Genomic DNA, 19,979 nt, shown 5'->3' on the forward strand with positions numbered 1-19,979 from the left:
CTTGCGCGGCGGGCCCTGCTCGGCCGCGGCCCTGCCCGGCCGGGTGCTACTCGGCCGGGTCGTCCTCGACGATCTCCGCGTCGACGATCCCGTCCTCCTCCGTCGCCCGGGCGGTGTTGGCCGCCGCCCCCAGCTCCACGATGACCGGCAGCGTCAGCTCCCCGTACCGCTGGTTCATCGCCGTGACCAACGCCTCCGGGTCGTGCGGGTGCCGGGCGAGCAGCCGGTCGAAGTCCTGCAGGTACTCGCCGGTGAAGGCGAGCACGCGGGTGGCTTCGTCGCCCTGATCGGGGGCGCGGTGTCCGGCGATCACCCGGTCCGCGCCGAGGTCGGCGATCCGGCCGAGGTTGTGCCCCCAGGTGGTGCGCTGGGCCGGGGTGGTGTCGGCGGTCCAGACGTGGGTGCCGTTGTAGACGAAGTCCCCGGCGATCACGGTCCGGATGCTCGGCACGTGGACGACGGTGGAGTCCGCGCAGTCGGCCTGGCCGAGCAGCAGGACGGGGATCACCTGGCGGTCCAGCATGAGCGGCTGCGGCAGCAGCGGGGCGGGGATCAGCGGGTGGTCCGGGATGTCGTCGCCGTACACCGGCTTCCACTGCGCGACCTTGGCGGCGGCGGTGCGCCGGATGCCCTCGACCACCGCGGGCGCGGCGAGCAGCTGCGCGTCGGGGAAGAGCTTCAGCACCTCCTCGGCGCCGAAGTAGTGGTCCGGGTGCTGGTGGGTGACCACGATGGCGAGCAGTCGGCGGCCCTTGCCCGCGACCCACTCGGCCAGTTCGCGCCCGGCGCTGCGGGTCAGCTGGGCGTCCACCAGGATCGCGGTCCGCTCGCCGAGGATCAGCGTGGAGGTGGCGAAGAAGGCCGACTCGGGGCCGGTGAAGACGGCGACCTCCAGCGGCCGGGCGAACCGCTCGGCGTCCGGGTGCGCGGCGTGCTCGGGCGCCGGGCCGTCCGCACGCTCCGCGCCGGCGTTCTCCTCGGGCGGGGACGACGTCACGGGCTTGCTCCCTCTGGTGGGCGGTCGGATCTCCTGCGCCCTACAGCATGGGAGTACCGGTGCCCGAATGCGCGGAAGGCGCGCCCGGCGGGGCGCGCCTTCAGGGGCACGTCACACCGCGGCCCGGACGGCGAGCTCCTTGGCCCGGCGGGTGGCCTGCTCCAGGGCCTGGGCCTTGGACTCGGCGGCGTTCGGGATGAAGTCGGCCATCGCGGGGACGGCCGGAGCCAGGGTGAACTCCGGGACGATGAAGTCGACCTCCAGCCCGAGCATCCCGGTCAGCACCTTCTCCAGGTAGGTGGTGACGAACTCGAAGGGCTCGCGCGGGGCGCCCGGCGCGTACGAGCCGCCGCGGGCGGCGACCACGGTGACCGGGGTGCCCTTGGCGGAGGGCGCCTCACCGGCGGTGCGGCCCATCAGGATCACCTGGTCCAGCCAGGCCTTGAGGGTCGAGGGGATCGTGAAGTTGTACATCGGGCTGCCGATCAGCACGGCGTCGGCCCGCTCCAGCTCGGCCATCAGCTCGTCGCGCAGCACGAAGGCGGCGGCCTGCTCGGGGCTGTGGACCTCGGCCGGGGCGAAGCCCGCGCTGATGCCGTGCACCTCCAGGTGCGGGATCGGGTCGGCGGCGAGGTCCCGGTAGATCACCGTGCCCTCGGGGTGCTCGGCCTCCCAGGCGGCCCGGAAGGCGGCCGTGACCTCGCGGGAGACGGAGCCGTCGGTGACCGCGGACGAGTCGATGTGCAGGAGCGTGGGCATGGCGTACCTCCAGAGAAATTAGTAGCTGCTGATTTCCCTGCAGCTGCAACTAAGGTAGCAGCTTACTTTTCTGCAGTCACTAGTGAGGGTCGAGTACGCTGGATCCATGGCCCAGCACGAGGTAGTGACCGACGGAGTCCCGACCGCCCTCGACGCGGGCGAGGCCGGCGCCCACAGCGGCTGCCAGAACGTCGACCCGGCGATCGGCCGGGTCTTCATCCTGCTCGGCAAGCGCTGGACCGGCATGCTGCTGGGCGTGCTCAACAACGGCGGCCAGGCCTACTTCTCCGAGCTGCGCCGCGCCGTCCCGGGCATCAGCGAGCGGATGCTCTCCGACCGGCTGACCGAGCTGGCCGAGGCCGGGCTGGTCGTCCGCGAGGTCGACGCCGGCCCGCCGCTGCGGGTCAGCTACCGGCTCACCGAAGGCGGCATCGCGCTCAGGCCCGCACTGCACGAGCTGGCCGTCTGGGCCGACCGCTACCTGCCGGAGAGCGCCCTCAAGAACGGCGGCTGCTGACCCGGGAAGGGGCGTCCGCCCGTCCCCCGGACATGCCGAAGGGCCCGCCCGCTGTCACCAGCGGACGGGCCCTTCGATCAAGCGGAATCTCGGCGCGAGCGGATTCTCAGCGCTTCTTCGCGCCGCGCAGCCGGGCCAGCCGGTCGGAGAGACCCCAGGAGGTCACCCGCCACAGCGCCTCGACCACGATGGTGCGGCTCATCTTGGACGCGCCCAGCTCGCGCTCGACGAAGGTGATCGGCACCTCGGCGACCTTGAACCCGGCCTTCACCGTGCGCCAGGCCAGGTCGACCTGGAAGCAGTACCCGGCCGAGGCGACCTCGTCCATGCCCAGGCCCAGCAGGGTCTCCTTGCGGAACGCCCGGTAGCCGCCGGTGACGTCCTTGATCGGCACGCCCAGCATCAGCCGGGAGTAGGTCGAGCCGCCGCGCGAGAGCAGCAGCCGCGACTTCGGCCAGTTCACCACCCGGCCGCCCGGCACCCAGCGCGAGCCCAGCACCAGGTCGGCGCCGCGCAGCGCGCCCAGCAGCCGGTCCAGCTCCTCGGGCTGGTGCGAGCCGTCGGCGTCCATCTCGACCAGGACGTCGTAGCCGTTGTCGATGCCCCAGCGGAAACCCGCGAGGTAGGCGGCGCCGAGGCCCTCCTTGCCCTTGCGGTGCATGACGTGCACGTGGGCGTCCTCGACGGCCAGCTTGTCGGCCAGCTCGCCGGTGCCGTCGGGGCTGTTGTCGTCGGCGACCAGCACGTGGGCCTCGGGCACCGAGGCCCGGACCCGCCCGACGATCCGCTCGACGTTCTCCGCCTCGTTGTAGGTCGGGATGATCACCAGGACCCTGCCGAGATCAGCAAAACTCTGCTGGTTCACGGTCACGTACAAACCTCTCGGCCGATGGCGGGGAATCTCAGAGCACCGTCACCCGCACGCTGGAACGCGGCTCCACCGGCAACCCTCCGACGGGACGACCACGGTGGAGAACTGCGCGCAGGGCGGAGACTACTGCGTCCAGGCATCCTACTACCGCGCCCGGGAACCGCCGGTCCGCCCACGGCACTCCCACCGGTTGCCCGTCGTTTCCCCGCGGGTGACCCCGTTGGGCTAGGGTCGATGCCCTTGCCCGTGCCCGGACCGCCCGCACCGCCGGGCCCGCCCCCGGCGATCCGGCACACCCGCCCGACAGCGAAGGAGTAGGACCGCGCGCATGGACAGGCTCATCAACACCGTCCGCCCGTACGCCTGGGGGTCGCTCACGGCCCTGCCCGAGCTGCTCGGGCAGCAGCCGACCGGTGAACCGCAGGCCGAGCTGTGGATGGGCGCCCACCCCGGCGACCCGTCCCGCGCCGACCGCGGGGATGGCCCGCGCCGACTGGACGAACTCATCGCGGCCGACCCCGAGGGCGAACTGGGCGCCGCGAGCGTGGCCAGGTTCGGCCCGACCCTGCCGTTCCTCTTCAAGGTCCTCGCGGCGGGCACCCCGCTGTCGATCCAGGCCCACCCCACGATCGAGCAGGCCCGGGCCGGCTTCGCCGCCGAGAACGCCCTCGGCATCCCGCTGGACGCCCCCGAGCGCAGCTACCGCGACGCCAACCACAAGCCCGAAATGGTCTGCGCACTGGGCGAGTTCGAGGGCCTTTGCGGCTTCCGCCGGACCGCCGAGGCGGCCGAGCTGATGGCCCGGCTCTCGGTGCCCGGGCTGGACCCGCTGATCGACCTGCTGGGCGTGAAGGACGAGTCCGAGGCACTGCGCGGCACGCTCGCCGCCATCCTCACCATGGACGACGAGACCGCCCGGAAGACCACCCGGGAGACCGCCGAGACGCTGGCGGAGTACGACACCGGCGATCCGGACTGGTACTACGCCCCGTACGCCCGGATCGCCAAGGACTTCCCGGACGACCGCGGCCTGATCGCCGGCATGCTGCTCAACCACGTCCGGCTGGAGGCCGGCGAGGCCCTCTACCTGGGTGCCGGGGTGCCGCACGCCTACCTGTCCGGCGTCTGCGTCGAGCTGCAGGCCAACTCCGACAACGTGCTGCGGGCCGGCCTCACCCCGAAGCACATCGACGTCCCGGAGCTGCTGAAGGTCGTGGTCTTCGAGTCCGGCGCCCCCGAGGTGCTGACCCCCGCCCCGGTCGAGGGCGTCCCGGGCGAGGAGCTCTACCCCGTCCCGATCGACGAGTTCCGGCTCTCCCGCTTCACGCTGGACGGTGTCGAGCGCTCGATCGACGGCCGCACCCCGCAGATCCTGCTCTGCACCGAGGGCGGCGCGCGCCTCACCGCCGCCGACGACACCGTCCTGGACCTCGCCCGCGGCCAGTCGGCCTTCCTCCCCGCCACCGGCACCCCGACCCGCCTCTCCGGCACGGCCGGCACGCTCTTCCGTGCCACGGTGACCATCTGACCCCCTGACGGGCCGCGAAAACCGAAGGGGCCGGGGGCAGGAACGGTTCCTGCCTCCCGGCCCCTCGGCCTGCTCAGTCGGTCCGCTGGGCCGAACCCGAGCCCGCGCCCGAACCCGACCCCACGCCCACGCCGGTACCCACCAGCGCCGGCTCTGCCGCCCCCGACGCCTGCGCCGGGACGGCGCCCGCCGACGCGACCGGCCCCGGCGCCTCCGGGGACTGCTGCGGCCACCGCCGGTTCGCCGCCGTGGTCAGCTTGCGGCCCAGCTTCTGGAACGGCAGCTCCACCAGCCGGTACACCAGCCAGCAGGCCACCAGCAGCACCGCGACGTACCCGAGCACCCAACCCCACCGCTCCGTGAACGGCAGCGAGGCCAGCTTGTCCGGGTAGTAGTTCCGGTCCCAGCCGAACCGCCACAGCAGGAACGTCTTGACCGGCCAGTGCAGCAGGTAGACCGAGAAGCTCACCGCGCCCAGCCAGACCAGCGCGCGCGGCATCCGCCGGTTGCGCAGCAGGAAGAAGAAGCCGAACGACGCCCAGGCCGCCAGGTAGGCGTTGGTCCACGCCGTCCAGGTGAAGGTCGAGGTCGCCGCCCCCATCGCGCCCCGGTTGTACATCCACCCGACCAGGGCGCCCGCCACCACGACGAAACCGACGGACATCCAGGCCTCGATCCGCGCGATCTGCCCGTGCTGCGCCCGGTAGATCACCGTGCCCGCGAACATCGTCGCGAAGATGGTGAAGGTCTCGTACGCGGTCGTCCGGCCGTTGGTGAACACCAGTACCAGGCCGAGCCCACCCAGCAGCAGACCGCCGGTCCGGGCCAGCGAGGCGTTGCCGCTGAGCATGCAGGACACGCCCATGCCCACGATGGCCACGGCGGCGACCGTGAGGTTGGTGATCGCCTCGGCGCTGGTCTGCAGGCTCCACGACGGGATCACGACGCCCAGCGCGAGGGCGATCGCCGCCGCCCCGACCGCGATCGGTGCGCTGCGCCGGTGCCAGCCGAACGTGAAGAGGCTGCTGACGAAGAAGTAGAAGAGCATCTCGTACGTCAGCGTCCAGCTGATGCTGAGCCCGTTCACCACGCCCAGCACGTCCGTCAGCATCAGGCCGTTGCCCGCCAGCCAGAGCTTGTCGTGGTGGTAGCCGTCGAAGGTGAGGACCTGGTAGTCGTGCGGCAGGACCAGCTCGGCGAACAGCATCGACACGATCAGTGCCGGGTAGATCCGGAAGACCCGGCTGATCCAGAACGCCCGGATGTCACCGCGGCGCTCCAGCGAGGCCGGGATGATGTACCCGCTGACGACGAAGAAGGCGATGACCCCGTAGAAGCCGAGGTCGAAGTTGGCCGAGATGGTGGCGCCATGCGGGATCAGCTTCAGGATTTCGAAGTGATGGGCCGCCACGGCCAGCGCGGCGATCCCGCGCAGCGCGTCCAGCCAGCCGAGCCGGCTCCCCGGCGCGGCGGCGCGTTCGCCCCGCCCGGCCCTCCGGGCTCCCCACCGGGCCAGTGATCCCTTGGTCGTCATCCGCCGGACACTAGCCCATCCGGGGGATCCCGCCCCCGGCCGGGGTCAGTCCCCGGTCAAGGGCGGGTCAGGGGCGGGTCAGTCCCGGGTCATGTCGACGAAGCGCGAGTAGTGGCCCTGGAAGGCGACGGTGATGGTGGCCGTCGGGCCGTTACGGTGCTTGGCGACGATCAGGTCGGCCTCGCCCGCGCGCGGGGACTCCTTCTCGTAGGCGTCCTCGCGGTGCAGCAGGATGACCATGTCGGCGTCCTGCTCGATCGAGCCGGACTCACGCAGGTCGGAGACCATCGGCCGCTTGTCGGTGCGCTGCTCGGGGCCACGGTTCAGCTGGGAGAGCGCGATGACCGGGACTTCCAGCTCCTTGGCCAGCAGCTTGAGGTTTCGGGACATGTCCGAGACCTCCTGCTGACGGTTCTCGGCCCGGCGGGAGCCGCCGGACTGCATCAGCTGGAGGTAGTCGATGACGATCAGCTTGATGTCGTTGCGCTGCTTGAGCCGACGGCACTTGGCGCGGATCTCCATCATCGACAGGTTCGGCGAGTCGTCGATGAACAGCGGCGCCTCGCTGACGTCGGGCATCCGGCGGGCGACCCTGGTCCAGTCGTCGTCCGTCATGTTCCCGGAGCGCATGTGGTGCAGCGCGACCCGGGCCTCGGCGGAGAGCAGACGCATGGCGATCTCGTTGCGCCCCATTTCGAGCGAGAAGATCACGCTCGGCAGCTTGTGGTGGATCGAGCAGGCGCGCGCGAAGTCCAGCGCGAGGGTGGACTTGCCCATGGCGGGGCGGGCCGCGATGACGATCATCTGGCCGGGGTGCAGTCCGTTGGTGAGCTGGTCGAAGTCGGCGAAGCCGGTCGGGACACCGGACATCTGGCCGTTGCGGGAGCCGATCGCCTCGATCTCGTCGAGGGCGCCCTCCATGATGTCGGCGAGCGGCGCGTAGTCCTCGTTGGTGCGCTGCTCGGTGACGGCGTAGATCTCCGCCTGGGCGGCGTTGACGATCTCGTCCACGTCGCCCTCGGCCGCGTAGCCCATGCCGGCGATCCGGGTGCCCGCCTCGACCAGGCGGCGCAGCACGGCGCGCTCGTGGACGATCTGGGCGTAGTACTCGGCGTTGGCCGCCGTCGGGACGGAGTTGACCAGGGTGTGCAGGTACGAGGCGCCGCCGACCCGCTGCAGCTCGCCGCGCTTGGTCAGCTCGCCGGCCACCGTGATCGGGTCGGCCGGCTCGCCGCGGGCGTACAGGTCGAGGATCGCGCCGTGGACCATCTCGTGCGCGGGCCGGTAGTAGTCGGCCGGCTTGAGCACCTCGACCACGTCGGCGATGGCGTCCTTGGAGAGGAGCATGCCGCCGAGGACGGACTGCTCGGCGGCGAGGTCCTGCGGGGGGACGCGCTCGAAGCCGTCCACACCGCCCCCGCCGCCGCCCTCGCCCTCGTCGTCGCGGCGGTCGCGCTTGCCCTTCTGGAAGCCGCCGCCCTTCTGGAAGCTCCCCTTCTGGAACCCGCCGCCCTGGCCGCCCTGGCCGCCTCGGCCGCGGGAGACCGGGAGCCGGTCGCCGGGACCGTCGGGGAAGGGTGCGTCGTCGAAGGCGCCGGCCGGGAAGGGGTCCTCGGCGGTCTGCCAGTCGTCCTCCGGCGGCGGCGCGTCGTGGTCGTCGTACTGGGGGCCGGTCACGCGTGTTCCCCGATCAGCGAGTGGTGCGAGTTGGAGCGGGAGCCGCTCCTCTTTGTACGTCACGGCACCGACAAATCGGACGCCGGGGCGGGTGGGAGTGTCGGGCGGAGAGCCCACGCTAAGGCGCCGGGTGCCCTTGCGCCAAGGCGGTTATCCACAGGGGGTGTGGATGAACGGCCCCGACCTGTGGAGAACTGCCGCAAAGCTGTGGACACCCCTGTGGACGTCCCTGTGGATAACCGGACGATCGATCCACCGTCAACCTGCTGACCTGGGATTACCTCTTCCCGGGCCTGTGCATGAGAAATTCTTCACACACCCCCGAACGGCTGTGGGCACGGAGCGTGCGAGCGGCGTCGCTCAGGATTTCGAGTAATGACTGAATACCCATGGCACTCATTACCTGTGGATGAGTAGCCTGGACGCCATGACCGCCACGCCCTCCAGACGCCGGCACGACCGGGAGATCCTCTCCCTGGCCGTCCCCGCCTTCGGCGCGCTGGTCGCCGAACCCCTCTTCCTGATGGCCGACTCGGCGATCGTCGGCCACCTCGGCACCCCTCAGCTGGCCGGGGTCGGCGTCGCCTCCGCCGCGCTCACCACCGCGACCGGCGTGTTCGTCTTCCTCGCCTACGCCACCACTGCGGCGGTCGCCCGCCGGATCGGCGCCGGGGACCGCCGGGGCGCCGTGCAGCAGGGAATCGACGGCATCTGGCTCGCCCTCGGCCTGGCCGTCCCGGTGGTCCTGCTGACCCTGCTGGCAGCTCCCTGGGTGGCCGAGGTCCTGGGCGCCTCGCCGACCGCCGCACCGCACGCGGTGACCTATCTGCGGATCAGTGCCCTGGGCATCCCGGCGATGCTGATGGTGCTGGCCGCCACCGGCGTGCTGCGCGGACTCCAGGACACCCGTACACCCCTGCTGGTGGCCGTCGCGGGCTTCACCGCCAACATCGGCCTGAACGTCGGACTGGTGTACGGCGCCGGGCTCGGGGTGGCCGGCTCGGCCTGGGGAACCGTGCTCGCGCAGACCGGGATGGCCGCCGCCTACCTGGTCGTGGTGGTCCGCGGCGCCCGCCGGGAGCGGGCCTCGCTGCGGCCGGACGCGGCGGGCATCCGGGCCAGTGCCAAGGCGGGCGGCCCGCTGCTGGTCCGGACGATCAGCCTGCGCGCGGTGCTGATGATCGCCACCGCGGTGGCCGCCCGGCTGGGCGACGACCAGGTGGCCGCGCACCAGATCACCATGACGCTGTTCAGCTTCCTGGCCTTCGCCCTGGACGCCATCGCGATCGCCGGCCAGGCCATCATCGGCCGCTACCTGGGCGCCTCGGACGTCCCGGGCGCGAAGGCCGCCACCCGGCGGATGGTCGAGTGGGGCATCGGCTCGGGGGTGGTGCTCGGCCTGCTGGTGGTCGCCGCCCGCCCGCTGTACGTCCCGCTGTTCACGCCCGATCCGGCCGTACGGGCCCAGCTGGACACCGCCCTGCTGCTGCTCGCGCTCAGCCAGCCGGTCTCCGGTCTGGTCTTCGTGCTGGACGGGGTGCTGATGGGCGCCGGGGACGGCCCGTACCTGGCCTGGGCGGCGCTCGCGACCCTGGCGGTGTTCGCCCCGACCGCCTTCGCCGTCCCGGCCACCGGCGCCGGTTTGGCCGGGCTCTGGTGGGCGATGAACCTGTTCATGCTGGTCCGCGCCGCGTTCCTGGTCCATCGCGCCCGCGGCGGCAAGTGGCTGGTCACCGGAGCCGTCCGCGGGTAGCCCGGGGCCCGCGCACCCCGGGAACGACCGAGGGCCGGACTCCCGGAGGAGTCCGGCCCTCAGGCCACTGCTACGGAACTCAGGCAGCGACGACCGCGATGTCCAGGTTGGCCTGGACGTCGGAGTGCAGCTTGACCGAGACCTTGTGGGTGCCCACGGTCTTGATCGGCGAGGCGATCGCGACGGCGCGCTTGTCCACCGACGGGCCGCCGGCGGCCTTGATGGCCTCGACGACGTCGGCCTGGGTCACCGAGCCGAAGAGACGGCCGGCGTCACCCGAGCGGACGGCCAGCTTGACCTGGACGCCCTCCAGCTGACCCTTGACCTCGTTGGCGGCCTCGAGGGTCTGGATCGCGTGGATCTTGCGGGCGCGACGGATGGCGTCGACGTCCTTCTGGCCACCCTTGGTCCAGCGGATGGCGTAGCCACGCGGGACCAGGTAGTTGCGGGCGTAGCCGTCCTTGACCTCGACGACCTCGCCGGCGGAGCCGAGACCCGGCACCTCGTGCGTGAGGATGATCTTCATTATTCGGTCACCCTCTCTTAGCGCGCGGTGCTGGTGTAGGGCAGCAGCGCCATCTCACGGCTGTTCTTCACGGCCGTGGCGACGTCACGCTGGTGCTGGGTGCAGTTGCCGGTGACCCGGCGGGCACGGATCTTGCCGCGGTCGGAGATGTACTTCCGCAGCAGGTTCGTGTCCTTGTAGTCAACGTAGTTGACCTTGTCCTTGCAGAAGACGCAAACCTTCTTCTTCGGCTTGCGAGCAGGCGGCTTCGCCATTGTGTGCTCCATTTGGGGTTCACGACCCGGCGGGCGTCCGGGGACGCCGCGGCCGGGCCGCACGAAATCTGTCAGCTCTTAGAACGGGGGCTCTTCCGAGTAGCCGCCGCCACCACCACCGGACGGGGCACCCCAGCCACCGCCCTGGTTTCCACCGGACGGGGCGCTGGAGGCCCAGGGGTCGTCGGAGGGGCCGGACTGGCCGCCGGAGTTTCCACCCCAGCCGCCGCCCTGCTGGCCGCCACCGCCGCCGCCCCAGCCACCGCCGCCCTGGCCGCCGCCCTGCTGGCCGCCGAAGCCGCCACCGGGGGCGCCGGACCGGTTGGCCCGGGTGACCTTGGCGGTCGCCGACCGCAGGCTCGGGCCGACCTCGTCGACCTCGACCTCGAAGACCGTCCGCTTCTCGCCTTCCTTGGTCTCGTAAGACCGCTGGCGCAGTCGGCCCTGCACGATGACGCGCATGCCGCGCTGCAGCGACTCGGCCACGTTCTCCGCCGGCTGCCGCCAGACGTTGCACGTGAGGAAGAGGCTCTCGCCGTCCTTCCACTCGTTCGTCTGACGGTCGAAGGTGCGGGGGGTGGACGCGATGCGGAACTTCGCGACCGCCGCACCCGACGGGGTGAAGCGCAGCTCGGGGTCGTCGACGAGATTGCCGACGAGGGTGATGACGGTCTCGCCTGCCATGGTGGTGATGACCTCTCGGGAAGATGTCCGTTCACCGCTGTTTCACGTGAAACAGCGGACGCGAGCTACCCGAGACCCGAAGGCCTCAGAGGTGGCTCAGTGGGTGTCCGGGCGCAGGACCTTGGTCCGCAGAACCGACTCGCTCAGGCCCATCTGGCGGTCGAGCTCCTTGACGACCTCAGGCGTGGCCTTCAGGTCGATGACCGAGTAGATGCCCTCGGACTGCTTGTTGATCTCGTAAGCCAGACGGCGACGACCCCAGGTGTCGACCTTCTCCACCTTGCCGCCCGCGTTGCGGACGACGGTGAGGAAGTTCTCGATCAGGGGGGAGACAGCGCGCTCCTCGACCGACGGGTCGAGGATGACCATCACCTCGTAGTGACGCATGGGTAACCCACCTCCTTTGGACTCAGCGGCCACGGTCTCTCCGTGGCAGGAGGGTTGTGCGTAGCGTCGGCACCGGAGCAGTGACGACTCCGGCCCACCGTAGCGGGCGGGTCCGACAGTCGAGCCCCGCACCACCCGGAGGGGGGCGTCACCCGGAAGAGGGCGCAAGGGGGCACAACTACACCAGTGCAGACGGCACAGCCTACCCGCACCCGTACGGCCGAACAAAACGCATAGGGGTTGTGAGACCGACCCAACCGCCGCAATCTGGACGGAACGGGATTCCTGCCCGTTCGTCTCCACGCCAGGAGGTGGGACTCATGGCCCAGTCCGTCCACCGCATGCCCGCGCTCACGCTGAACACCGACGGCCACCCGCACCCCCGAGAGAACACCCTGGTGGCCCTGACCGCCGTCCTGGGCGTCATCGCCTTCACCACCTCGTTCTTCTACAACCTGCACGTGCTGACCTCGTGGACCGGTCTGGCCGGCATCGTCACGGGGCTCTGGGGCATGTTCGTCTCGGTCACCACCGCCGAGCGCTTCGTCCTGATGATCACCCTCGGCGCGTCCGCGATCGGCTTCTACCTCGGCATCGCCCGCGGCGGCCTCTGGGGCTGAGCCCGCGCCCGTCGGACCGCCCGTACGGAACCCTCGGCGCCCCCGTCGCGTATCTGCAAGAAGACAGGTACGCGACGGGGGCGCCGTCGTGCCCGCCCCGGGCAGGCGCCCGGGCCCCGGACGATAAGGTCAGCCCGAGAACCCGGGGCCCACCGCAGCCCGACCGACGAGGAGCACCGAGCAATGAGCCTGCGCCTGAGGACGATCACCCGCGAGGAGCACCTCGCCTTCATCAGGAGCCGCGCCTCGGCCAGCCACATGCAGGTGCCGTCGTGGGGCGACGTGAAGGCCGAGTGGCGGTCCGAGTCGATCGGCTGGTTCGACGACGCCAACCAGCTCGTCGGCGCGGGCCTGGTGCTCTACCGCCAGCTCCCGAAGCTCAAGCGCTACCTCGCCTACCTGCCCGAGGGCCCGGTCATCGACTGGTTCGACCGTGACCTGGACCGCTGGCTCTCCCCGATGCTGGCGCACCTGAAGTCGCAGGGTGCGTTCTCGGTGAAGATGGGCCCGCCGGTGGTCATCCGCCGCTGGAACGCCCCCACCATCAAGGAGGCCATCGCCGGCAAGGAGGCCAAGCGGCTTCGCGACGTCGAGGCCGACTGGTACGAGCCGCGCGCCTTCGAGATCGTCGACCGGCTGCGCAAGGCCGGCTGGCTGCAGGGCGAGGACGGCGGCGCCGGCTTCGGCGACGTCCAGCCCCGCTATGTCTTCCAGGTGCCGCTGGCCAACCGCTCGCTGGACGACATCCACAAGAACTTCAACCAGCTGTGGCGCCGCAACATCAAGAAGGCCGAGAAGAGCGGCGTCGAGGTGTTCCAGGGCGGCTACGACGAGCTGCCGATCTTCCACCAGCTCTACCTGGTCACCGCGGAGCGCGACAAGTTCACCCCGCGCCCGCTGTCCTACTTCCAGCGGATGTGGAAGGCCCTCACCGCCGAGGACCCGAACCGCATGCGGCTCTACATCGCCTACCACGAGGGCGAGCCGCTGGCCGCGACCACGATGCTCGTGGTCGGCGAGCACGTCTGGTACTCCTACGGCGCCTCGGCCAACCACAAGCGCGAGGTCAAGCCGTCCAACGCCGTCCAGTGGCGGATGATGCGCGACGCCTACGCCCTCGGCGGCGGCGTGTACGACCTGCGCGGCATCAGTGACACCCTGGACGAGAACGACCACCTGTTCGGCCTGATCCAGTTCAAGGTCGGCACCGGCGGTCAGGCGGCCGAGTACCTCGGCGAGTGGGACTTCCCGCTCAACAAGCTGCTGCACAAGGCCCTCGACATCTACATGTCCCGCCGCTGAGGAGGCTGACCCGATGACGCTGTCGCTCTACCTCGACACCGAACGCTGGCGCACCCACCAGCGCTCCGTCCTCGCCGAGTTCCCCGGCCTGGTGCCGGTCGCCAAGGGGAACGGCTACGGCCTGGGCAACCACCGGCTGGCCGAGGAGGCGACGCTGCTGGGCACCGGTGTGCTCGCCGTCGGCACCGCGTACGAGGCGGCCGACGCCGCGGAGTGGTACGGCGGCGAGCTGCTGGTGCTCACGCCCTACCGGGTCGGCGAGGAGGTGCTCCCGCTGCCGCACGCCCGGGTGATCCGGACGGTGGCGAGCGTGGACGCGCTGCGGACGCTGCACGGTACCCGGGTGGTGGTGGAGTGCATGACCACCATGCGCCGGCACGGCGTGAGCGCCGAGGACCTGCGCACCGTCGCCGCCGAGCTGGAGGGCGTCTCCTTCGAGGGCCTGGCACTGCACCTGCCGATGGACCGGCCGGACGGCTCCAGCCCGGTTGAGGAGGTCGCGTACTGGGTGGACACCGCCCGGGCGGCCGGGATCCCGGTGCACACCGTGTTCGTCAGCCACCTCGGCGCGGCCGGCATGGAGCAGCTGACCCAGCGCTACCCCGGGACCGTCTTCCGGGCCCGGATCGGCACCCGGCTCTGGCTGGGCGACCACGCCGCGCTGGAGGTCCGGGCCACCGTCCTGGACGTCACCCCGGTGAAGAAGGGCGACCGCTACGGCTACCGCCAGCACCCGGCGCCGGCCGACGGCCACATCCTGGTGGTCGCCGGCGGCACCGCGCACGGCATCGGCCTGGAGGCGCCCAAGTACGTGGCGAGCATGGGCGCGCGGGCCAAGGGCATCGCCCGGGCCGGTCTGGCGACCGTCAACAAGACCAAGTCGCCGTTCCACTGGGCGGGCAAGCAGCTCTGGTTCGCCGAGCCGCCGCACATGCAGGTCTCCCTGCTGTTCCTGGACGGCGAGACCAAGGCCCCCGCGATCGGCGAGGAGCTCGGTCTCCAGGTCCGCCACACCACCACGCACTTCGACCGCGTGGTGGACCGCTAGACGTCACGCGGCACGGGTCACGGCTTCTCGGCCGGCTCCGGCAGTTCCGGCTCTCGCAGCCACTGCTCGGGGCCGGCCGGCGCGTACGCGGCGTAGCTCTCCTCCTCGTGCAGCCGCCGGGCGGCGCCCAGCACGAAGACGTCCGGGGCGTGGTCGAGCACCCCCCCGGAGGGGTCGTCGCTGCCGTCCCAGCGGACCGGGTCGCGGTCCGGGTGGAGGATGTCGCGGACGACCAGGGTGACCAGGTAGAGCGTGCCGATCAGGTGCAGCCCGATCGCGAAGTGGTACCAGGCCTCACCGATGCCGTGTTGCTTGGGCCCGGTGACGAAGCCCAGGTGGGACCAGATGCCCAGGGTGTAGAGCACCTCGCAGGCCTGCCAGATCAGGAAGTCCCGCCAGCGCGGCCGGGCCAGCACCGCGAGCGGCAGCAGCCAGAGCGCGTACTGCGGCGAGTACACCTTGTTGACCAGCACGAACAGCGCGACCACCAGGAAGGCCAGCTGCGCGAAGCGCGGGCGGCGCGGCGCGGAGAAGCCGAGCCACGCTGTGGCCAGGCAGCCCAGCACCATCAGCACGCCGATGTAGACGTCGAGGTCGGCCAGCCCGACGCCGCGGGTCTGCATAAGGATCAGCCAGACCGAGCCGTAGTCCTCGCCGCGGTGCTTGCTGAACACGTAGAACGTCGACCAGCCCTGCCAGTTGGCGAGCATGATCGGCAGGTTGACCAGCAGCCAGGAACCCACCGCGCCGCCCAGCACCGCCCGGAACTCGCGCCACTTGCCGGCCCGCCAGCAGAGCACCAGCAGCGGGCCGAGCAGCAGCAGCGGGTAGAGCTTGGCGGCGGTGGCCAGGCCGATGAAGACGCCGGCCCAGCCCGGTCGGGAGCCGGCCCACCAGGCCATCGCCACGGCGGCCAGCGCGACCGCGAGCAGGTCCCAGTTGACCGTGCCGTTGAGCAGCAGGACGGGCGCGAGCGCGAACAGCAGCGCGTCCCAGGGGCGGCGGCGGTGGGTGCGGGCGAGCGCCACGACCGCGACCACCGCGCAGGCCATCAGCAGCCCGGCGTTGATCGCCCAGAACCACTGCTCCTGGCTCTGCTGGTCGCCCCCGCCGGGCGTCAGCCAGGCCGCGACCTGCATGAACAGGCCGGTCAGCACCGGGTACTCGAGGTACTGCAGGTCCCCCGAGGAGCCGGGGATGCGGTCCACGTACGGGTGCAGCCCGGCCGCGAAGCCGCGTCCGGAGAACAGGTGCGGGATGTCGCTGTAGCAGGCGTGGATGTACTGCGGCGAGCCCGGCTGGAACCAGGCCTGCTCGTAGCAGGGCAGCTTCTGCACCATGCCGAGCACCGAGACCACGATCACCGCGAGTGCCAGGAAGCGCGCCGGGATCCACCAGGAGACGCCGAGCAGCGCCCGGCGTCCGGGCGGCCCGCCGAACACCTCGCTGCCGGCCGCCGCCACCGGGTCCTCGTCGGCCGGGACGACCACGGTGTTGGCCGGCGGCGCGGCCGTGGCGACGGCTGCCGGGGTGGGCCCTGCGGCGGCGCCGGACCCGACCGGGCCGGCGGTTTCGTCACGATCGCTCGACGTCATGCCGGACATCCTGCCGCACCGGCTCCGCCGGGACGAGGAGGACCCCGCAACGGTCTGCGGCCGTCCGCGGCGTGCCCGGCCCGCGGGCCCCGACGAAAACGGCGGTGGCGGCCCTCCGAGGAGGACCGCCACCGCCGTTGCGGGTCTGCCGGGCCGCTACCCGCCGGTCGCGCCGGTGTTGGTCGGCGTGGGCTTGCCACCGCCGCCTCCGGTCGGCCCGCCGCCACCGCCCGGTGTCGAGGTGCCCGTGGGCGTCGGCTGCTGCGTCTGGCAGCCGGGCAGTCCCGGCAGCAGGCAGGTGCTCGTCGGGCGCGGGGGCCTGGTCTTCGTCGGGGTCGGCTGGTCGCCGGGGCAGTCCACGCCCGGCACGCAGGTCGGGGTGGGCACCGGCGCCGGCGGCTGGGTGGGCTGCGTCGGCTGCTGGGTCTGCGCCGGCGTCGACGGGGTGTCGTTCGTGGTCGGCGTCGGCACCGAGCTGGCCGTGGACGGCGCACCGGAGGAGTCGACCTCGCTGCCGATCGGCTGCGGCTTCGGGAAGTCCAGCTTCTTGTCGTTGGCCAGCGCGACCTTCATGTACCGGGTGAAGACGTCGGTCGGGATGTCACCACCGTGGATGGACTCCTTGCCGCCGGTGCCCTTGAGCGACTGCCGCTGGTGCTGGGCCGGGTCCTCGCGCCACATCGCGATGCTGGTCACCAGCTGCGGGGTGTAGCCGACCCACCAGGCCGACTTGTTCTCGTCGGTGGTACCGGTCTTGCCCGCCACCGGGCGGCCCAGCGCGGTGGTCTTGGTGCCGGTGCCCTTCGCCGCCACGTTCACCAGCACGTCGGTGACGTTGTCGGCGACGTTCGCGTCCAGCGCGACCTTGGGGTCCTTCTTGCCGAAGCCCGGGCGCTCCCGGCCGTCCACCTCGACCTTGGTGACCGAGTACGGCTCGGCCTCCTTGCCGCTGGCCGCCAGGGTGCCGTAGGCGGTGGCCATCCGGATCGGGCTGATGGTGGAGGTGCCGAGCGGGAAGGTCGCGGTCTTCGGGTCGGCGAGGCTGTCCTTGCGGACGCCCATCTGCACCGCGATGTCGGCCACGTTCTGGCCGCCGACGTCCTGGTTGAGCTGGACGAAGGGCACGTTGTACGAGTACTGCATGGCCTGCCGCAGCGAGACGTAGCCGTGCTTGCTGGAGTCCTCGTTCTTCTGGTGGTACGGCTTGCCGTCGTCGCCGATCACCAGCGAGCCGTCCGGCTTGCGGATCTCGGACAGGTCGTCGGCCAGGTAACGGCTGTCGGCGTTGATCTTCTTCGGCTTGCCGTCGTCGCCCTTCGCGGTCTGCACGCCGACCTGCATGGCGGTGGCCAGCACGAAGGGCTTGAAGGTCGAGCCGACCTGGACGCCGGTGGCGTCGGCGTTGTTGTCGAAGTGGCCGTTCTCCACGCCGTCACCGCCGTAGAGGGCGACGATCGCGCCGTCGCCGGGGCGGATGCTGGCGGAGCCGAACTGGATGTTGGTGTCGTTGTCCGGGCGCTTCTGCGGGTCGAGGTTCTCGGCCTTGACGTCGTCCACGGCCTTCTTCAGGGCGTCGACCTTGTCCTTCTCGAAGGTCGTGTAGATCTTCAGGCCGCCCTTGTCGAGCTCGCGCTGGGTGATCGTCTTGTCGCTGTTCATGACGTACTTGTTGGCCGTGTCGACCAGGTAGCTGATCTCACCCGTCAGGTTGGTGGTGGGCTTCAGCGGGACCGGATCCGGGAACGTGGTGCACTTGGCCCGGTCCTCCGGGGTGATGGCCTTGGTCTTCACCATCTGGTCGAGGATCCACGACCACCGCCCGACGGCCCGTTCCTTGTTGTTCGGGTTGGTGGGGTCGTAGTACGCCGCGCCCTTGAGCAGGCCGGCCAGCATGGCGCTCTGGCAGACGTTGAGCTCCTTGGCGTTGATCCCGTAGTACGCCTGGGCGGCGGCCTGGGCGCCGTTGGCGCCGCGGCCGAACCAGCTGGTGTTCAGGTAGCCCTTGAGGATCTCGTCCTTCTCGAGCTTCTGGTTGATCTTCAGCGTGATGAAGAACTCCCGCACCTTGCGGGTGAGGGTCTGCTCCTGGCTCAGGTAGGCGTTCTTGACGTACTGCTGGGTGATGGTCGAGGCGCCCTGGGTCTCACCGCCCTTCGCCATGTTGTAGACGGCGCGCAGCATGCCCTTGGGGTCGATGCCGCTGTCGTCGCGGAAGCTCTGGTTCTCCGCGGCGATCACGGCGTTCTGCAGGTTGGGGCTGATGTCCTCGAGCGGGACGATCTGACGGTTCGTCTGACCCTTGCGGGTCATCTCGCTGCCGTCCGCCCAGTAGTAGATCGTGTTCTGGCCCTGCACCAGCTTGTTCATGTCCGGGATCGTGGTGGTCTGGTACAGGTAGAACACCAGGCCCACGAAGCAGCCGAAGACCAGCAGGAAGCCGCTCAGCCACTGCTTCCAGGACGGCAGCCAGCGCCGGATCCCGGTCTTGCCGAACCGCGGGTAGTCGATGAAGCGCTTCTTGCCGGGCCCGGCGGCCGCGGCGGAAGCCGCAGCGGCGCCCCGCTTGCCGCCGCTGCCGCCCTTCGCCTTCTTCTGTCCGGCCTTGCGCATCTCCGCACGGGTCATCCGGGGCTGCTGAGCGGTCTCCCGGACACCGGGCGGGCGCTTGCGGGCGATCCCGTCCGAGCTCAACTCGTCGGGCCCAGGCCCGCCCCGACGGCCGCCGCCTCCCGCGGGCTGCTGCCCGTCGCCGCCCGGGTCGGGCGTCCTTCGCCGTCGCTCGCTCATCTTCCAGTACTCCTCGCCAGGCATCTCCAGCCTGAAGGCAGGGGTTCACGTCCAATGCCCGCAAACCGCCCAAACCCGGAGGTGGTCTTCGTGCACACGCGACAGCGTACGCAGCACGGAAATACAACTAATCGGGCATCATTCGCCAATAACCGCAAAACGGCGACAGATCATTACACGCCCGTTGCCAAGCCCACCCGCGCGTCGGCTTGTGATCACATTCACGCGCACCCCCCGCCCGTTCCCGGGGAGCGGGACTTGCCCGTTCCGGGGGGCGGGTTTACTGTTCTCGATATATCGAGCCGATACATCGAAGCTGAATACCGCCGGACGCGCTGGAATACTGCGGATGCAGCGGCCGGACGGAGGCCGAGCGAGGGGAGGACGACAGCAAATGGGCAGGCGCTCAGGAGTGCTGGAGTTCGCCGTTCTCGGCCTGCTCCATGACGCTCCGATGCACGGCTACGAGCTGCGGAAGCGGCTCAACATCCTGCTCGGCACGTTCCGGGCCCTCTCCTACGGAACGCTCTACCCCTGTCTGAAGAGCCTGGTCGCCCAGGGTTTCCTGGTCGAGGACAACCCGGACGTCGAGTACGTCCCGGCCACCGCGCTCAACGGCAAGCGGTCCAAGATCGTCTACCGGCTGTCCGCCGAGGGGAAGCAGCGGTTCGAGGAGCTGCTCGCCGACTCCGGCCCGGACGCCTGGGAGGACGAGCACTTCGGCGTCCACTTCGCGTTCTTCGGCCAGACCGACCGGGCCGTGCGGATGCGCGTCCTGGAAGGGCGCCGCGGCCGGCTCGAGGAGCGTCTGGAGCGCATGCGCAACTCGCTGGCCCGCGCCCGCGAACGGTTCGACGACTACACCGTCGAACTACAGCGGCACGGACTGGAGTCGGTGGAGCGCGAGGTCCGCTGGCTCAACGAGCTGATCGAGACCGAGCGGTCCAACCGCACCGGCCGGACGGGACCCGCCACCGGCGGGAACTCCGCCGCCGGACCCCCCAACACTTCGGACGGCCGTGGCCAGGAGACCGGGTCCTCGGACCCGTCCGGGCCACCGTACGACCGCCCGGGGCGCTCCGCCCAGGAGCGCTGACACCGCGCCAGCCCTGTGCCGCGCGGCGGGAGCGGGCGCCTCGC

At 70.9% G+C, this 19,979-nt stretch carries 18 protein-coding genes; 7 read left to right on the forward strand and 11 right to left on the reverse strand.

The features are described from left to right. Positions 1-46: 46 nt before the first annotated feature. Positions 47-997, reverse strand: coding sequence for an MBL fold metallo-hydrolase (locus ACZ3TI_RS11570; RefSeq protein ID WP_465725890.1), 951 nt, complete (start codon positions 995-997; stop codon positions 47-49). A 111-nt stretch (positions 998-1,108) separates the two neighbouring features. Next, positions 1,109-1,756, reverse strand: a complete 648-nt coding sequence (locus ACZ3TI_RS11575) for an FMN-dependent NADH-azoreductase (protein ID WP_465725892.1) — start codon at positions 1,754-1,756, stop codon at positions 1,109-1,111. 106 nt (positions 1,757-1,862) lie between these two features. Here ACZ3TI_RS11575 and ACZ3TI_RS11580 point away from each other — a divergent pair, with 106 nt between their 5' ends. After that, a complete protein-coding gene (locus ACZ3TI_RS11580; protein ID WP_465725894.1) occupies positions 1,863-2,273 on the forward strand; it encodes a winged helix-turn-helix transcriptional regulator in 411 nt (136 codons plus the stop codon). A 106-nt stretch (positions 2,274-2,379) separates the two neighbouring features. On the opposite strand, the gene ACZ3TI_RS11585 is transcribed toward ACZ3TI_RS11580, so the two are convergent. Then, positions 2,380-3,144, reverse strand: coding sequence for a polyprenol monophosphomannose synthase (locus tag ACZ3TI_RS11585; protein WP_465725896.1), 765 nt, complete (start codon positions 3,142-3,144; stop codon positions 2,380-2,382). 328 nt (positions 3,145-3,472) lie between these two features. Here ACZ3TI_RS11585 and manA point away from each other — a divergent pair, with 328 nt between their 5' ends. Next, positions 3,473-4,672 carry a mannose-6-phosphate isomerase, class I gene (manA, locus tag ACZ3TI_RS11590; RefSeq protein ID WP_465725898.1) on the forward strand — a complete coding sequence of 400 codons (1,200 nt, stop codon included), beginning with the start codon at positions 3,473-3,475 and terminating at the stop codon, positions 4,670-4,672. Positions 4,673-4,745: 73 nt separating this feature from the next. On the opposite strand, the gene ACZ3TI_RS11595 is transcribed toward manA, so the two are convergent. Continuing rightward, entirely contained in the window at positions 4,746-6,206 is a 1,461-nt protein-coding gene (locus ACZ3TI_RS11595; RefSeq protein ID WP_465725900.1) for an acyltransferase family protein, read from the reverse strand. Between the two features lie 78 nt (positions 6,207-6,284). Then, positions 6,285-7,883, reverse strand: coding sequence for a replicative DNA helicase (gene dnaB, locus ACZ3TI_RS11600; RefSeq protein ID WP_465725902.1), 1,599 nt, complete (start codon positions 7,881-7,883; stop codon positions 6,285-6,287). 427 nt (positions 7,884-8,310) lie between these two features. Between dnaB and ACZ3TI_RS11605 the strand changes: the two genes are divergently transcribed. After that, positions 8,311-9,636, forward strand: coding sequence for an MATE family efflux transporter (locus ACZ3TI_RS11605; protein WP_465725904.1), 1,326 nt, complete (start codon positions 8,311-8,313; stop codon positions 9,634-9,636). Between the two features lie 79 nt (positions 9,637-9,715). On the opposite strand, the gene rplI is transcribed toward ACZ3TI_RS11605, so the two are convergent. From rplI to rpsF, 4 genes are all read right to left on the reverse strand, one after another. Further along, positions 9,716-10,162, reverse strand: a complete 447-nt coding sequence (gene rplI, locus ACZ3TI_RS11610; RefSeq protein ID WP_465725906.1) for a 50S ribosomal protein L9 — start codon at positions 10,160-10,162, stop codon at positions 9,716-9,718. 17 nt (positions 10,163-10,179) lie between these two features. Beyond that, positions 10,180-10,416, reverse strand: a complete 237-nt coding sequence (gene rpsR, locus ACZ3TI_RS11615; RefSeq protein WP_030059640.1) for a 30S ribosomal protein S18 — start codon at positions 10,414-10,416, stop codon at positions 10,180-10,182. Between the two features lie 78 nt (positions 10,417-10,494). After that, positions 10,495-11,100 (reverse strand): single-stranded DNA-binding protein, encoded by a 606-nt coding sequence (locus ACZ3TI_RS11620; protein ID WP_465725908.1) that lies wholly within the window; start codon positions 11,098-11,100, stop codon positions 10,495-10,497. Between the two features lie 96 nt (positions 11,101-11,196). Further along, positions 11,197-11,487, reverse strand: a complete 291-nt coding sequence (gene rpsF, locus ACZ3TI_RS11625; protein WP_063348486.1) for a 30S ribosomal protein S6 — start codon at positions 11,485-11,487, stop codon at positions 11,197-11,199. A 320-nt stretch (positions 11,488-11,807) separates the two neighbouring features. Between rpsF and ACZ3TI_RS11630 the strand changes: the two genes are divergently transcribed. The 3 genes from ACZ3TI_RS11630 to ACZ3TI_RS11640 all read left to right on the forward strand — a co-directional run bounded on the left by ACZ3TI_RS11630 (position 11,808) and on the right by ACZ3TI_RS11640 (position 14,457). After that, positions 11,808-12,107, forward strand: a complete 300-nt coding sequence (locus tag ACZ3TI_RS11630) for a hypothetical protein (RefSeq protein ID WP_465725910.1) — start codon at positions 11,808-11,810, stop codon at positions 12,105-12,107. 183 nt (positions 12,108-12,290) lie between these two features. Then, entirely contained in the window at positions 12,291-13,409 is a 1,119-nt protein-coding gene (locus ACZ3TI_RS11635; RefSeq protein WP_465725911.1) for a lipid II:glycine glycyltransferase FemX, read from the forward strand. A gap of 13 nt (positions 13,410-13,422) precedes the next feature. After that, positions 13,423-14,457: an alanine racemase gene (locus tag ACZ3TI_RS11640; protein WP_465725913.1), complete on the forward strand. Its 1,035-nt coding sequence runs from the start codon at positions 13,423-13,425 to the stop codon at positions 14,455-14,457. 17 nt (positions 14,458-14,474) lie between these two features. Here ACZ3TI_RS11640 and ACZ3TI_RS11645 read toward each other — a convergent pair whose 3' ends face one another. Next, positions 14,475-16,052, reverse strand: coding sequence for a glycosyltransferase family 87 protein (locus ACZ3TI_RS11645; protein ID WP_465725915.1), 1,578 nt, complete (start codon positions 16,050-16,052; stop codon positions 14,475-14,477). Between the two features lie 156 nt (positions 16,053-16,208). Beyond that, on the reverse strand, positions 16,209-18,839 hold the full coding sequence (locus tag ACZ3TI_RS11650; RefSeq protein WP_465725917.1) for a transglycosylase domain-containing protein: 2,631 nt from the start codon (positions 18,837-18,839) through the stop codon (positions 16,209-16,211). 394 nt (positions 18,840-19,233) lie between these two features. Between ACZ3TI_RS11650 and ACZ3TI_RS11655 the strand changes: the two genes are divergently transcribed. Continuing rightward, entirely contained in the window at positions 19,234-19,935 is a 702-nt protein-coding gene (locus ACZ3TI_RS11655; protein WP_465725919.1) for a PadR family transcriptional regulator, read from the forward strand. The last annotated feature ends 44 nt before the right edge of the window (positions 19,936-19,979 follow it).

This window comes from Kitasatospora sp. NPDC023120 (genome assembly GCF_055560835.1).

What these genes read in the sequence shown, in the direction of transcription:
- ACZ3TI_RS11575 (WP_465725892.1), bottom strand. Translation starts at nt 1,756, where the DNA reads ATGCCCACGCTCCTGCACATCGACTCGTCCGCGGTCACCGACGGCTCC.
- ACZ3TI_RS11580 (WP_465725894.1), top strand. Translation starts at nt 1,863, where the DNA reads ATGGCCCAGCACGAGGTAGTGACCGACGGAGTCCCGACCGCCCTCGAC.
- manA (WP_465725898.1), top strand. Translation starts at nt 3,473, where the DNA reads ATGGACAGGCTCATCAACACCGTCCGCCCGTACGCCTGGGGGTCGCTC.
- ACZ3TI_RS11595 (WP_465725900.1), bottom strand. Translation starts at nt 6,206, where the DNA reads ATGACGACCAAGGGATCACTGGCCCGGTGGGGAGCCCGGAGGGCCGGG.
- ACZ3TI_RS11605 (WP_465725904.1), top strand. Translation starts at nt 8,311, where the DNA reads ATGACCGCCACGCCCTCCAGACGCCGGCACGACCGGGAGATCCTCTCC.
- rplI (WP_465725906.1), bottom strand. Translation starts at nt 10,162, where the DNA reads ATGAAGATCATCCTCACGCACGAGGTGCCGGGTCTCGGCTCCGCCGGC.
- rpsR (WP_030059640.1), bottom strand. Translation starts at nt 10,416, where the DNA reads ATGGCGAAGCCGCCTGCTCGCAAGCCGAAGAAGAAGGTTTGCGTCTTC.
- ACZ3TI_RS11620 (WP_465725908.1), bottom strand. Translation starts at nt 11,100, where the DNA reads ATGGCAGGCGAGACCGTCATCACCCTCGTCGGCAATCTCGTCGACGAC.
- rpsF (WP_063348486.1), bottom strand. Translation starts at nt 11,487, where the DNA reads ATGCGTCACTACGAGGTGATGGTCATCCTCGACCCGTCGGTCGAGGAG.
- ACZ3TI_RS11630 (WP_465725910.1), top strand. Translation starts at nt 11,808, where the DNA reads ATGGCCCAGTCCGTCCACCGCATGCCCGCGCTCACGCTGAACACCGAC.
- ACZ3TI_RS11635 (WP_465725911.1), top strand. Translation starts at nt 12,291, where the DNA reads ATGAGCCTGCGCCTGAGGACGATCACCCGCGAGGAGCACCTCGCCTTC.
- ACZ3TI_RS11640 (WP_465725913.1), top strand. Translation starts at nt 13,423, where the DNA reads ATGACGCTGTCGCTCTACCTCGACACCGAACGCTGGCGCACCCACCAG.
- ACZ3TI_RS11645 (WP_465725915.1), bottom strand. Translation starts at nt 16,052, where the DNA reads ATGACGTCGAGCGATCGTGACGAAACCGCCGGCCCGGTCGGGTCCGGC.
- ACZ3TI_RS11650 (WP_465725917.1), bottom strand. Translation starts at nt 18,839, where the DNA reads ATGAGCGAGCGACGGCGAAGGACGCCCGACCCGGGCGGCGACGGGCAG.
- ACZ3TI_RS11655 (WP_465725919.1), top strand. Translation starts at nt 19,234, where the DNA reads ATGGGCAGGCGCTCAGGAGTGCTGGAGTTCGCCGTTCTCGGCCTGCTC.